This is a genomic window from Klebsiella sp. 141198 (genome assembly GCF_050600785.1).
Taxonomy (GTDB): Bacteria; Pseudomonadota; Gammaproteobacteria; order Enterobacterales; family Enterobacteriaceae; genus Klebsiella; species Klebsiella aerogenes.
Map to the genome: position 1 here is coordinate 701,903 of NZ_JAQIRM010000003.1, position 12,671 is coordinate 714,573.

The window sequence follows — 12,671 nt, forward strand, 5'->3', positions numbered from 1 at the left end:
GCCGCATGAACGGGGTGCAAATCCGCATTCGCGGCAAAGTGCAGGGGGTGGGTTTCCGCCCCTTTGTCTGGCAACTGGCGCGACAAATGGCGCGCGGCGGCGATGTCTGTAACGACGGCGACGGCGTGCTGGTCAGACTGACCGGCGACGACGGTGGTTTTACTGCCGCGTTGGCCCGTCACTGCCCGCCGCTGGCGCGTATTGACAGCACCGACTGCACCCCGTTTCACTGGCATAAGCTTCCTCAGGATTTCACCATTCGCCACAGCGGCGGCGGCAGTATGCGCACGCAGATTGTTCCCGATGCCGCAACCTGCCCGGCGTGCCTGGCGGAGATGAACGATCCGCAAGAACGCCGTTACCGTTACCCCTTTATCAACTGTACCCACTGCGGGCCGCGCTTCACCATTATTCGCGCCATGCCATACGATCGTCCCTTTACGGCGATGGCGCCGTTCCCACTTTGTCCGCGCTGCGCTGCTGAGTACCGGGAGCCTGCCGATCGCCGTTTTCACGCCCAGCCGGTGGCCTGTGCCGATTGCGGCCCACAGCTGGAGTGGCGGGCGGGAACGCTAACGCTATTCGCTGAAGCGGCGCTGCAGGAGGCCATCGCGCGGCTGGCTGCGGGCGATATTGTGGCGATAAAAGGGATTGGCGGTTTTCATCTGGCCTGCGATGCCGGCAATAGCGTGGCGGTGGCAGCGCTGCGCGCGCGAAAACGGCGCCCGGCAAAACCGCTGGCGGTAATGCTGCCGACGGCCACGGGATTACCCGCCGCGGCGGCAACGCAGCTGCGCTCGCCCGCCGCGCCGATTGTATTGCTGGCTAAAGCGCAGGTTCCCGGCCTGTGTGACGAGATTGCGCCAGGGCTTGCGGAAGTTGGGGTGATGCTGCCGTCTAATCCGCTGCAGCATTTACTTCTGCAGGCGCTGGCGCGCCCGATAGTGATGACCTCCGGCAACCTCAGCGGCCGCCCTCCGGCATTGAGTAATCGCGAAGCGCTCACCGACTTAGCCGATATCGCCGACGGTTTTCTGCTACATAATCGCGATATCGTGCAGCGTATGGACGATTCGCTGGTGCGCTCAAGCGGTGAGATGCTGCGCCGCGCCCGTGGCTATGTGCCGGATGCGCTGCCGCTGCCGCCGGGCCTGGATAATATTCCGCCGCTGCTGGCGCTGGGGGCGGATATGAAAAATACCTTCTGTCTGGCGCGCGGCGACGAGGCGGTGCTGAGCCAGCATTTTGGCGATCTCGGCGAGGAGGGCGTCGAGCAACAGTGGCGCAGTGCGCTGCAGTTAATGCAGAGTATTTATGCATTTGCGCCGCAGCGGGTGGCGGTTGACGCCCATCCCGGCTATCGCTCGACACAGTGGGCGGCGTCAATGTCGTTACCGGTCGAGCCGGTACTGCATCACCATGCCCACGCGGCGGCTTGCCTGGCAGAACACCGCTGGCCGCTCGACGGCGGCGATGTGATTGCCCTGACCCTTGATGGCATTGGCATGGGGGAAAACGGCGCGCTGTGGGGCGGCGAATGCCTGCGGGTGAACTACCGCGAATGCGAACATCTTGGCGGCCTCCCGGCCGTGGCTCTGCCGGGCGGCGATCTGGCGGCGCGCCAGCCGTGGCGAAATTTGTTGGCCCAGTGCCTGGCATTTATTCCCGACTGGCAGTCATACCCGCAAACCGCCGCGCTGGGGCAGCGAAACTGGCCGCTGTTGGCGCAGGCCATCGAACGCGGCATTAATTCGCCGCGCGCCTCTTCCTGCGGACGGCTGTTTGATGCCGTCGCCTGCGCGCTGGATTGCGCGCCGGAGAGCCTGAGCTACGAAGGCGAGGCGGCCTGTCGGCTGGAGGCGCTGGCCGCCAGTTGTCCGGGCGTCAGCCATCCGGTCACGCTGCCCTGGCGCGGCGGCGAGCTGGATTTAGCCACCTTCTGGCGACAGTGGTTGCGCTGGCAGGCGACGCCCGCGCAGAAAGCCTGGGCCTTTCATGATGCGCTGGCCTGCGGGCTGGCGGCGCTGGCGCGCGACCGCGCCGCTTCCCGCGGGATAGCGACGATCGTTTGTAGCGGCGGCGTACTGCATAATCAGCTGCTCGCCGCCCGCCTCAGTGATTACCTCTCTGATTTTACTTTGCTTTTGCCGCAGCAGCTTCCTGCTGGCGATGGCGCGATCGCCTACGGTCAGGCGGTGGTGGCCGCCGCCCGCTGGCAGTCTCAAAGGATTTAAGATGATAACGATGATTTTACGCCAACAGCCGCGTGCGGCGGCGCTGGTATTGGGACTTATCACCGCGAACGCCCTGGCCTGGCTATGGGCGTTTCAGGCGTTTGGCGATAGCGGGGCATTGATGGCCGCCAGTCTGCTGGCCTGGGGTTACGGCCTGCGCCATGCGGTCGACGCCGACCATATTGCGGCGATTGATAACGTCACCCGCAAGATGATGCAGCAGGGGCGGCGGCCGTTTGGCGTCGGGGCGTGGTTCTCGCTAGGGCATTCGTCGATCGTGGTGCTGGCGTCGGCGGCGATCGCCGCGACGGCCACCGCCTTCAGTCAGCAGATGAGCTGGCTACACGAAACCGGCAGCGTGATTGGCACTGCGGTATCGGCGCTGTTTCTGCTGGCAATGGCGCTGGTCAATCTGGTGATTTTGCGCAGCGTGTGGCGCAGCTTCCAGGCATGGAAGCGCGGTGAAAAGGTCAGCGACGAAATCGTTAGCGGCGGCGGTATGATGAGCTGGCTGTTTGGCAAGACCTTCCGTCTGATAAGCCGCAGCTGGCAGATGTACCTGGTGGGCTTTTTGTTCGGTCTTGGCTTTGATACCGCCACCGAAATCGGCGTGCTGGGTATTTCCGCCGCCGGCGCGTCGAGCGGCATTTCGATTTGGTCGATAATGGTCTTCCCGGCGCTGTTCGCCAGCGGTATGGCGCTGGTGGATACGCTTGATAATGTGCTGATGGTCGGCGCCTACGGTTGGGCGTTCAGCAAGCCGCAGCGCAAGCTCTATTACAATATGACCATCACCGGTACCTCGGTGGTGGTGGCGCTGTTTATCGGCGGCCTGGAGGCGCTGGGGCTGTTAATGGATAAGTTCGCCCTAAGCGGCGGGGTGTGGCGCTGGGTAGGGGCGTTAAACGATAACCTCGGCGATGCCGGGTTTGTGGTGGTGGGGCTGTTCGTCGTTTGTTGGGCGCTGTCGGTGCTAAATTATCGCTGGCGCGGTTACGATAATCTGGCGCGCTAGGCTGGTTATTTTCCCGGCTTGCGCTGCGCTTAGCCGGGCTACCAGGACAATACCGTAGCCCGGCTAAGGCGTTTACGCCGCAAGCCGGGAAAACCATCACCTTACCAGTTGCTTGAGCAGCGCAAAGGCTTCCTTCATTTTGTCTTCACTCACCACAAAGGCCCGCAGCTGGTTTTCGGCATCCAGGCCTTTCGCCACCAGCCCCTCTTTGGTGGCCACGATATTCCACGTCAGATCGTCGCGGCGGGTGTCGCCGGCCAGATGCAGCGGCAGATCCGGTGTTTTCACTTTCACCAGCATTGGCGGCAATGTGAGCTCGCCCGCTTGCGCCAGCAGGTTTTTACTCAGGCACATGGCGCTGAGTAAAATCGGCTGCAGGAACGGCAGTACCGTACCGTTGATTTCCGCACAGTCGCCGAGCGCATAAATCGCCGGGTCGCTGGTTTGCAGTTGGTTATTGACCACCACGCCGCGGTTAATCTGCAATCCGGCATGGCGCGCCAGCGACGTTTCCGGGCGCAGGCCGGCAGCGGCCACCACCGCATCGACGGTTATCGCGCGCTGGCGATCGAGGCTGACGCGAATGCCGTCGGCGGTTTGCTCTAACCTCTCAAGCTGCGTTTTGAGCATCAGATGTACGCCCATCTCGGTAAGCCGATGCTGTAGGCGGCTGCTGGCTTCCGGCGGCATCAGCGCCGCCAGCACGCTGGCTGAGTTATCGACTACCGTTACCGCTTTACCGGCGCGACAGAAATCCATCGCCAGTTCGCAGCCAATCAGGCCGCCGCCGACGATCAGCACGCGCTTCGCGTCGTGCAGCTGGCTCTGCGCTGCGCCATATTCGCGCTGGCTGTTCAGCGTCAGCATCAGCTCGCGTCCCGGCACCGGCGGGATAAACGGCGTCGCGCCGGTGGCCAGCACCAGTTTGTCGTAGCGCCACTGGTTATCCTGGCTCTTCACTAACCGGTTTTCGGCGTCGATATCGCTTACCCAGGTATGGGGAAACAGACGCAGATTGTACTGCTCTGCGAACTCGCCGGCGCTTTGCAGGGTCAGATCGTCGGCCTTCTGCCCGCGGCTGATGACATGGCTGAGGTCCGGTTTGTTGTACTCATCCATGCTATCGGCGGCGATTAACGTCAGCGGGATTTGCGTATCCTGCTTACGGATATTTTTCACCAGCTGGCGGGCCGCGAAGCCCGAGCCGATGATGACGATGCCATCACTCATTTTGCCTCCGTCGCCAGTACGTCAAAGACATCTTTGCCAAGAGAACACTCAGGGCAGAGGAAATTGTCCGGCACTTCACTCCACGACGTACCCGGCTGTACATCCTGGTTAGGTTCGCCTTTCGCCGGGTCATAGACCCACTGGCACACGCTGCACTGCATCATGGGACCGAGATCGGCGGCCGCGGCGGCGGCGCAGGCGCAGTCTTGTTGTTCCGGCGTTGTCGCTGCTTCAGCAACCGGCAGCGGCGAGAGGGCCCACTGGCGGGCGATGTCGCGTCCGTGTTGGCGGCACAATTCCAGCGCGTCGATATCCGGGCGCCATTTGGCTTTCAGGCTCAGCGACATCTCAAAGCCGGCATCCTGCAGGCGGGTGGACAGACGGTCTACCGCGCCGCCGCTCCAGCCGTGTGAGCCAAAGGCGCTGGCGCGTTTATTGCGAAAACGCAGCCCGGTCATCTCTTCCACCAGCCCGGCGATTTTCGGCATCATCACGTTGTTCATGGTGGAGGTGCCCACCAGCACGCCTTTCGAGCGGAAAACATTGGTGAGAATGTCGTTTTTGTCGCTGCGGGCGACGTTGAAGATTTTTACCGCTACCCGCGGGTCGACTTCAGTGATCCCCTGAGCGATGGCGTCCGCCATCATGCGGGTGTTATTGGACATGGTGTCGTAGAAGAGAGTGATGCGATCTTCCTGGTAATCCGCCGCCCACTCGAGATATTTCTCGACGATTTGCGTCGGGTTATCGCGCCAGACCACGCCGTGGGAGGTGGCAATCATATCCACCGGCAGGTTGAAGCCGAGGATTTCAGTAATTTTCGGCGTCACCAGGCGGCTGAAGGGCGTCAGGATGTTGGCGTAGTAGCGCTGGCACTGTTCGTACAGTTCAATCTGGTCCACTTCATCGTTGAACAGGTGTTCGTCGCAGTAGTGTTGGCCGAAGGCGTCGTTGCTGAACAGCACCGCGTCGCCGGTCAGGTAGGTCATCATGCTGTCAGGCCAGTGCAGCATCGGCGTTTCCACGAAGATCAGCTGTTTACCATTACCGATATCGAGAGTATCGCCGGTTTTCACCACGTGGAAGTTCCACTCCGGATGATGATGGTGGCCGTTGATCGAGTCGATGGCGTTGGCGGTGCAGTAAATCGGCGTATCCGGGATCTGCATCATCAGTTCGGTCAGCGCGCCGGCATGGTCCTCTTCGGCGTGGTTAATGACGATGTAGTCGAGGTCAGCCAGATCGATTTCGCTGCGCAGGTTCTGCACGAACTCGCGGCTGAATTTATGATCGACGGTATCGATCAGCACGTTTTTCTCTTCGCGGATGAGATAGCTGTTGTAGCTGCTGCCGCGCAGCGTTTTATATTCGGTGCCGTGGAAATCACGCACTTCCCAATCGCGTTGGCCAACCCAAAGAATGTTATTTTTAACCGCAATAGACATAGCAACCTCAATCAATACAGTGTGTTTAAACTCAGTTGATTGGCTTATATCAAGTTGCGTGCCAACTTTTTAATTCATTGATAATTATCTATTTTTAATTTTTTATGATTTTTGTTGCTGTCAAAATGACAATGATTAAAATAGTCGATATGACAATGGGTGTTGTCAAAATGACAATGGAGCGGCAATGAGTTTTTCCGTCGACGAGCTGGCGAGAATCGCCATTGATTTACAAAGCGATATTGGTCACACCGACCGTTTTTCGCGTCTGATTACTACCCTGCGGCAGATTCTCGGCTGCGATGCCTCGGCGCTGCTGCGCTACGAGGCGCATCAGTTTGTGCCGCTGGCGATCGATGGCCTGGCGCAGGATGTGCTCGGTCGGCGCTTTGCCCTGGAAGGACACCCGCGGCTTGAGGCGATTGCGCGCGCCGGGGATGTGGTACGCTTCCCGGCGGATAGCGATCTGCCTGACCCCTACGACGGGCTGATCCCCGGTCATGAGAGTCTGAAGGTTCACGCCTGCGTTGGCCTGCCGCTGTTCGCCGGGCAGACGCTGATTGGCGCGCTGACCCTTGACGGCATGGATGCCGACCGTTTCGATAGCTTTAGCGATGAAGAGCTGCGGCTAATTGCCGCGCTGGTGGCTGGCGCCTTGAATAACGCGCTGCTCATCGCCCGTCTTGAAGCGCAAAACGTGCTGCCGGCGCAGCCGGTGCATTACGCGCAGCCTGAGCGTCAGGAGATTATCGGCCTGTCGGCGCCCATGCTGCAGCTGAAAAAAGAGATCGATATCGTCGCCGCATCAGATTTAAACGTGCTGATAAGCGGCGAAACCGGCACCGGTAAAGAGCTGGTGGCGAAGGCGGTGCATCAGGGGTCGCCGCGAGCCGCCAATCCGCTGGTCTATCTCAACTGCGCGGCGCTGCCGGAAAGCGTGGCGGAGAGCGAGCTGTTCGGCCATGTGAAAGGGGCATTTACCGGGGCTATCAGCAACCGCAGCGGTAAATTTGAGATGGCTGATAACGGCACCCTGTTCCTTGATGAAATAGGCGAACTGTCGCTGGCGTTGCAGGCGAAGCTGCTGCGCGTGTTGCAGTATGGCGATATTCAGCGCGTCGGCGATGACCGCAGCCTGCGGGTCGATGTGCGGGTGCTGGCGGCGACGAACCGCGATCTGCGCCAGGAGGTGGTGGAAGGGCGCTTTCGCGCCGATCTGTACCATCGGCTGAGCGTCTTCCCGCTGTCGGTTCCGGCGCTACGCGAACGGGAAAACGATGTGGTGCTGCTGGCGGGCTATTTCTGTGAGCAGTGCCGCCTGCGGATGGGGCTGGCGCGGGTCATTTTGGCTGAGGCGGCGCGAAACAGGCTGCAGCAGTGGTCCTGGCCGGGCAACGTGCGCGAACTGGAGCATGCTATTCACCGGGCGGTGGTGCTGGCGCGGGCCACCCAGGCCGGCGATGAAGTGGTACTGGAGCCGCAGCATTTCCAGTTTGCGGTGGCGGCGCCGATGTTGCCGACTGAGACGGTCGCAGCGGCGCCCGCGACGGGAAACGTCAATCTGCGCGAGGCGACCGACTCTTTTCAGCGAGAAGCGATTAGCCGCGCGCTGGAGGCGAACCAACACAACTGGGCGGCGACCGCCCGTGCGCTGGAACTGGACGTCGCCAACCTGCATCGGCTGGCGAAACGTCTGGGGCTTAAAGGATCCCTGCCTGGTAAAAGTTCTGCAGGTTGATGGCGCCGACCAGCAGGCCGTTTTCATCCACTACCGGCGCGGCGCTGATTTTATGTTTCATCAACCGCTCTTTGGCTTCCACCGCGCGACTTTCCGCCTGCAGCGTCACGCCGTTGCGGGTCATCGCCTGAGTGACGCCATCGTTGAGCGTACCGCCAGCAACCAGCCAGCGGCGCAGGTCGCCGTCGGTGAAAACGCCCTGCACGCGGTTGGCTTCATCGCAGACCGCCACCAGGCCGAGCCCGGTTCGGCTTAGTTCAAGCATGGCGTCCATGACGTTGGCGTCAGCATTGACCCGCGGCACTTCTTCATCGCGGCGCATCAGATGATGCACTTTGTTCAGCAGCCGCGCGCCGAGGGCGCCCGCCGGGTGGGAACGGGCGAAATCTTCTTCATTGAAACCGCGCGCCTGCATCACCGCCATCGCCAACGCGTCGCCCAGCATCAGCGTGTTGACGGTGCTGGAGGTCGGCGCCAGATGCATCGGACAGGCTTCGCGCTCTACGGCGATATCCAGCACCGCTTTCGCCGCCAGCGCCAGCGGCGAGGTGGATTTGCCGGTCATCGCCAGCAGCGGAATGGATTTCTCTTCCAGCCGCGGTACGATGAGATCCAGCTCTTTCGCGCTGCCGGAGTAGGAGATAAACAGCATCACGTCGCGGCTATCGAGCATGCCGAGATCGCCGTGCAGGGCTTCCGCCGGATGGACGAAAAAGGCCGGGGTGCCGGTGCTGGCGAAGGTTGCCGCTAGCTTTTTACCGATGTGGCCGGATTTACCGATACCGGAGACAATCAGTTTGCCCTCGCAGTGGATGATGGTTTCCGCCGCGCGGATGAAGTCGTCGCCCAGGCGTTCCGGCAGGCGGCTCGCCTCCTGCAGCTCAAGCATCAAGGTCTGGCGTCCGGCCTCTAACAAAAAGTTACTCATGATGTTCTCCAGTAATAATGACTTCAATACCTTTGGCTTCCAGCGCCCGCTGGAATTCAGGGTCAATATCGGCATCGGTAATCAATTTATCCACGCGTTCAAGGCCGCAGACAATGTTGGGACTTTTACGGCCAAACTTGGATGAGTCGGCCATCAGGATCACTTCGCGGGCGGCGTTACACATCGCCTTACTTACGGTATAGACCTCGTTAAAGGTGGTGACGCCCGCGACCAGATCAATGCCGTCGGTGCCCATAAACAGCTTGTCGAAGCTGAATTGTTCGAAGGCATTTTCCGCCAGTTGGCCGTGAAAGGAGGCCGATTTTTTACGGAAGGTGCCGCCCGGCATCAGGATGGTCTGCTCGTTATCGAGCTCGGAAAGCGCGTTGACGATATGCAGGCTGTTTGTCATCACCGTGATGTTATTGAAGCGGCTCAGCAACGGCACCATCTGCAGCACGGTGCTGCCGGCGTCGAGGATAATTGAATCGCCATCGTGGATGTATCGCACGGCGGCCTCGGCAATCTGCGCTTTCTTGTGGGTGTTGATCAGCGTCTTGTGGTCGATAGGCGGGTCGGCCTCGTCTTTATTTAACACTACGCCGCCGTAGGTGCGGATGACGGTCCCGGCATTCTCCAGTATCACCAGATCCTTACGGATAGTGGTGCCGGTGGTGTCGAAGTGTTGCGCCAGCTCTTCGACCGAGCATTTGCCCTGCGATTGCAGGTACTCGAGAATGGCTGCCTGGCGCTGACGTGGTTTCATAGGCGTTGTATCCTGCGTTTAAGTTTCGAAGTGATAATTTCGCAAGATATTAACTTTCACAACGAAATTATGCATGTTTCGGATTAAGCGCTAATGATAGTGCATTCTGACAGAGCGGATCATTGGGAAAGATCACATCAGGCTGCAATTCCTCGAGATGTTTACCGCTAAGCGTGGGGATTTTTTGCGGACTGGCGAAGACGGTGAGTCCCTTCATCAACAGCGTATCGCAAATACGATCGTTTTCATCGACGGCGATAGCGACAATCGCGCGCGGTTTAAAGCGTCCGGAGGAACGGCCTACGCCAACGCGGCCCTGCTGGCAAAGGCTATCAAAGGCGCGATTGAAGCGGCGGATCTGCCAGCCGCCGAACGCCAGTTGGCAAAGCCAGGCAATAGCGGCGGCGGTAATGAGTGCGGTAACCATAATGTCTCCTGAAGGTGTGATGCCGGGTACAACCCGGGTACCGTTTTTTGTCGGGTGGCGGCTAACGCCTTGCCCGACCTACAGTTTTGTTGCCCGGATAAGCGCAGCGCCATCCGGGAACCTTTTAAAACATCACCTGGCCGCCGGTGACGTTAATCGACTGCCCGGTGCAGTACGACGCCTGCGGGCTGGCGTAGAACATCAACACGTTCAGCACATCCTGGTAATCGCAGCCGCGTTTCAACGGCACCTTATCGATGTAGTACTGCTCGACTTCGCTCTCATCGATGCCGAGCTTGGTGGCGTACTGCGGCAGCAGCGACTGGAACATCGGTGATTTCAACAGATTGCCGAGCATCAGCGAATGCACGGTAATGCCGTATTCCGCCAGATCCAGCGCCAGCGACTGGGTCAGCCCGACGCCGCCGAACTTCGCCGCGCTATAGCCTGAGTTATGCTTACTGCCGACTTTGCCGGATTTCGAGTTGATCTGAATGATGCGACCTTTAATGCCGTCGCGGATCATCAGCCGTGAGAACTCGCGGGCGCAGAGGAAATAGCCCACCAGGTTGACCTGCAGCGAGCGGTCAAAATCGCCCAGCGCGAAGTCGCTAATAAACGCGGCCTTAGCGATACCGGCACTGTAGACCAGGAGATCGACGCGCGTGAAAATCTCATCTACGCCGTGGGCCAGGGCCGTGACGCTGGCTTCGCTGGTGGCGTCGGCGCCGAAGCCGTATGCCGTACCTTCGCCATATTCAGTGTTGATCTCCTGGGCGACGCGGCTGGCTTTTTCACTTTGGATATCAACCACCGCCACGCGGTAGCCCTCGGCGGCCAGACCGCGGCACAGAAACTCTCCTAAGGTTTGTCCGCCACCAATGACAACAGCAACCTGATTCATCTTTCTCTCCTTCTAAGCAACAAATTTCAGTACACAGCCGGTCGCGATGGCGTCCGGCACCGGGCCCGCGACGTGAACGGTTCCGGGAAACTCCGCCTGACGATGACCGTCAAAGCGCAGGGTGATGTGGCCCAGCTCGCGCAGGTTTTGCTCGGCGACCTCGCCGACGGCGGTCACCGGATAATGCCGATCGCCGAGCTGTAGCTCTGCGCCCGGGCGCAGCGCGCCGCATAGCTCACCGTGGTTGTGAATAAAGCAATACTCTTCGATATCCGCCGGTGCGCCTTCGCGGAAGGTAATGAGCATCTGTTCTTCCAGCGCCGTTGCCGCGCTGGCGCCGATACGGGTAATAGTGGTGTGGTAAATGACGGTCATCTTCAGGAACCTCTTATTGGTAAATAAATCCGGAAACGAACCACGCGATCAGCACGGTTGGCGCGCCGGTGAGGAAGCGGCTGACCAGCACCGACGGCACGCCGACGCGTACCGTCTCCTGACGGGCTTCGGCCAGCGACAGGCCTACCGGGATAAAATCGCAGGCGGCCTGGGCATTAATGGCAAACAGCGCGGGTAGGGCGAGATGCGGTGGAATGTTGCCCAGACCGATCTGGACGCCAATCAGTACGCCGATCACCTGGGCTATCACCGCGCCGGGGCCGAGAAACGGCGATAACAACGGGAAGGAGCAGATCAGCGCCAGCGTCACCAGCCCCAGCGGATGGCTGGCGAGCGGCGCCAGGCCGTGGGCAATCCAGTCGCCGATACCGGAGGCCATGATGATGCCGATCAGCGCCGAGACGAAGGCCATAAACGGCAGAATGGTTTTCAGCACCGTATCAATGGTGTCGCGTCCGGCCTGGAACAGTACCGCCACTACCGAACCCATCCCCATCCCGACCTTAGCCAGCAGGCCGTCGCTCTGTTCGGTAATCTTCTTGCTGGCATCGTAATCGCGGCCCGCGGCGGGGAGTGGTTGCACTGCCGTCTCGCCGCTATCTTCCAGCAGTTTGATGTTCTCTTCTTTTACTCCGGAGACGTAAATATCTTCGACGATGTACTGCGCCAGCGGCCCGGATTTACCGGTGGCGTGGATGTTGATGGTCGGAATACGGCGCTTCGGGTAGAGGCCGCAGCGCAGGGTGCCGCCGCAGTCAATAATGGCGATGCCAATTTCGCTTTCCGCTGGTTCACCCTCTTTAAATCCATCAACCGCCTGCCAGCCGGTCAGGCTGGCGAGCGTATCGACGATCGCCGGGCGGGTGCCTGCGGTGATATAGACAATCTTTTTGCCCTCAATGACGTCGAGTTCAAGCGGGCCGCCCCAACCGCCGGTCCCTTTTTCAATACGAATACGGGTCATGATGTCGCTCCTGACAGATGCACTTTCTGGTCAAGTTGAATCGCCATTTTTCTTTCGAAAATAGAGGTGGTCAGGTCGGTGATCCAGCCGCGGAAGAAGTTGGTCACCAGGCCAACCAGCAGGTAGCTCACCGCCAGCGGGCCAAGCGGCAGGCCCAGCGTGGTGAGGCCGTTGGCGATGCCGAGATAAACAAACAGCTCGCCGGGGTTGATGTGCGGAAACAGCCCGTTCATCGAATGACAGCTATAGGAGGCCGCCGCGTAGTAGCTCGGTTTGTATTTCTCCGGCATAAAGCGGCCAAGGCTTAAGGTCATGGGGTTGCAGAAGACAAAGGTACCGATGCAAGGCAGCAGCAGGTAACGGGTAAGCGGGTTGCCGGCGCAGCGCTGCGCCAGCTTTTCGATCCGCTGCTGGCCGATAAAGTTGATCAGCGCGTTCATGATCACCAGCAGGCTTATCAGCAGCGGCAGGATCCCGGTCACCATACCGGTAAACACCTCGCCGCCTTTCTGAAACAGGCCGATGAACCACTCAGCGCCGTGGGTAACGATTTCAATCATTGTTCTCTCCTTCAGCGTGTTATTTTTCTTGCTAACTGGAGGCTGATTTTAATCACTTTGAAAG

Annotated in this window: 12 protein-coding genes; 3 read left to right on the forward strand and 9 right to left on the reverse strand. The window is 59.9% G+C overall.

Annotated elements, in window-relative coordinates:
• Nucleotides 1-5: 5 nt before the first annotated feature.
• Both hypF and PGR10_RS13275 read left to right on the forward strand, forming a co-directional pair.
• On the forward strand, nt 6-2,234 hold the full coding sequence (gene hypF, locus PGR10_RS13270; RefSeq protein WP_430923606.1) for a carbamoyltransferase HypF: 2,229 nt from the start codon (nt 6-8) through the stop codon (nt 2,232-2,234).
• Between the two features lies 1 nt (nt 2,235).
• On the forward strand, nt 2,236-3,249 hold the full coding sequence (locus PGR10_RS13275) for a HoxN/HupN/NixA family nickel/cobalt transporter (protein ID WP_430923607.1): 1,014 nt from the start codon (nt 2,236-2,238) through the stop codon (nt 3,247-3,249).
• 96 nt (nt 3,250-3,345) lie between these two features.
• Here PGR10_RS13275 and norW read toward each other — a convergent pair whose 3' ends face one another.
• Together norW and norV are read right to left on the reverse strand one after the other, a co-directional pair.
• Nucleotides 3,346-4,479, reverse strand: coding sequence for an NADH:flavorubredoxin reductase NorW (gene norW, locus PGR10_RS13280; protein WP_430923608.1), 1,134 nt, complete (start codon nt 4,477-4,479; stop codon nt 3,346-3,348).
• Nucleotides 4,476-5,924 carry an anaerobic nitric oxide reductase flavorubredoxin gene (norV, locus tag PGR10_RS13285; protein ID WP_087859300.1) on the reverse strand — a complete coding sequence of 483 codons (1,449 nt, stop codon included), beginning with the start codon at nt 5,922-5,924 and terminating at the stop codon, nt 4,476-4,478. The genes norW and norV overlap by 4 nt, the downstream gene beginning before the upstream one ends.
• 187 nt (nt 5,925-6,111) lie before the next feature.
• On the opposite strand from norV, the gene norR reads away from it, so the two are divergent.
• Complete coding sequence (norR, locus tag PGR10_RS13290) at nt 6,112-7,662, forward strand: nitric oxide reductase transcriptional regulator NorR (protein ID WP_113374631.1); 1,551 nt, start codon at nt 6,112-6,114, stop codon at nt 7,660-7,662.
• Here the strand turns inward: norR and gutQ are convergent.
• The 7 genes from gutQ to srlA form a co-directional block, all read right to left on the reverse strand.
• Nucleotides 7,625-8,590 (reverse strand): arabinose-5-phosphate isomerase GutQ, encoded by a 966-nt coding sequence (gutQ, locus tag PGR10_RS13295; protein ID WP_087859297.1) that lies wholly within the window; start codon nt 8,588-8,590, stop codon nt 7,625-7,627. The genes norR and gutQ overlap by 38 nt on opposite strands.
• A complete protein-coding gene (gene srlR, locus PGR10_RS13300) occupies nt 8,583-9,356 on the reverse strand; it encodes a glucitol operon DNA-binding transcriptional repressor SrlR (RefSeq protein ID WP_032708956.1) in 774 nt (257 codons plus the stop codon). Before srlR ends, gutQ begins: the two co-directional genes overlap by 8 nt.
• A 67-nt stretch (nt 9,357-9,423) precedes the next feature.
• Nucleotides 9,424-9,783, reverse strand: a complete 360-nt coding sequence (gene gutM, locus PGR10_RS13305) for a transcriptional regulator GutM (protein ID WP_430923610.1) — start codon at nt 9,781-9,783, stop codon at nt 9,424-9,426.
• A 124-nt stretch (nt 9,784-9,907) separates the two neighbouring features.
• Entirely contained in the window at nt 9,908-10,687 is a 780-nt protein-coding gene (srlD, locus tag PGR10_RS13310; protein ID WP_213317203.1) for a sorbitol-6-phosphate dehydrogenase, read from the reverse strand.
• A 12-nt stretch (nt 10,688-10,699) separates the two neighbouring features.
• A complete protein-coding gene (srlB, locus tag PGR10_RS13315) occupies nt 10,700-11,062 on the reverse strand; it encodes a PTS glucitol/sorbitol transporter subunit IIA (RefSeq protein WP_113374629.1) in 363 nt (120 codons plus the stop codon).
• Between the two features lie 13 nt (nt 11,063-11,075).
• Nucleotides 11,076-12,047: a PTS glucitol/sorbitol transporter subunit IIB gene (gene srlE, locus PGR10_RS13320; RefSeq protein WP_430923611.1), complete on the reverse strand. Its 972-nt coding sequence runs from the start codon at nt 12,045-12,047 to the stop codon at nt 11,076-11,078.
• Nucleotides 12,044-12,607, reverse strand: coding sequence for a PTS glucitol/sorbitol transporter subunit IIC (gene srlA / locus PGR10_RS13325; RefSeq protein ID WP_087859294.1), 564 nt, complete (start codon nt 12,605-12,607; stop codon nt 12,044-12,046). Before srlA ends, srlE begins: the two co-directional genes overlap by 4 nt.
• Between the last annotated feature and the right edge of the window lie 64 nt (nt 12,608-12,671).

Excerpts from the sequence above, each read along its gene's own strand:
- hypF (WP_430923606.1), top strand. The coding sequence starts at position 6 with ATGAACGGGGTGCAAATCCGCATTCGCGGCAAAGTGCAGGGGGTGGGT.
- PGR10_RS13275 (WP_430923607.1), top strand. The coding sequence starts at position 2,236 with ATGATAACGATGATTTTACGCCAACAGCCGCGTGCGGCGGCGCTGGTA.
- norW (WP_430923608.1), bottom strand. The coding sequence starts at position 4,479 with ATGAGTGATGGCATCGTCATCATCGGCTCGGGCTTCGCGGCCCGCCAG.
- norV (WP_087859300.1), bottom strand. The coding sequence starts at position 5,924 with ATGTCTATTGCGGTTAAAAATAACATTCTTTGGGTTGGCCAACGCGAT.
- norR (WP_113374631.1), top strand. The coding sequence starts at position 6,112 with ATGAGTTTTTCCGTCGACGAGCTGGCGAGAATCGCCATTGATTTACAA.
- gutQ (WP_087859297.1), bottom strand. The coding sequence starts at position 8,590 with ATGAGTAACTTTTTGTTAGAGGCCGGACGCCAGACCTTGATGCTTGAG.
- srlR (WP_032708956.1), bottom strand. The coding sequence starts at position 9,356 with ATGAAACCACGTCAGCGCCAGGCAGCCATTCTCGAGTACCTGCAATCG.
- gutM (WP_430923610.1), bottom strand. The coding sequence starts at position 9,783 with ATGGTTACCGCACTCATTACCGCCGCCGCTATTGCCTGGCTTTGCCAA.
- srlD (WP_213317203.1), bottom strand. The coding sequence starts at position 10,687 with ATGAATCAGGTTGCTGTTGTCATTGGTGGCGGACAAACCTTAGGAGAG.
- srlB (WP_113374629.1), bottom strand. The coding sequence starts at position 11,062 with ATGACCGTCATTTACCACACCACTATTACCCGTATCGGCGCCAGCGCG.
- srlE (WP_430923611.1), bottom strand. The coding sequence starts at position 12,047 with ATGACCCGTATTCGTATTGAAAAAGGGACCGGCGGTTGGGGCGGCCCG.
- srlA (WP_087859294.1), bottom strand. The coding sequence starts at position 12,607 with ATGATTGAAATCGTTACCCACGGCGCTGAGTGGTTCATCGGCCTGTTT.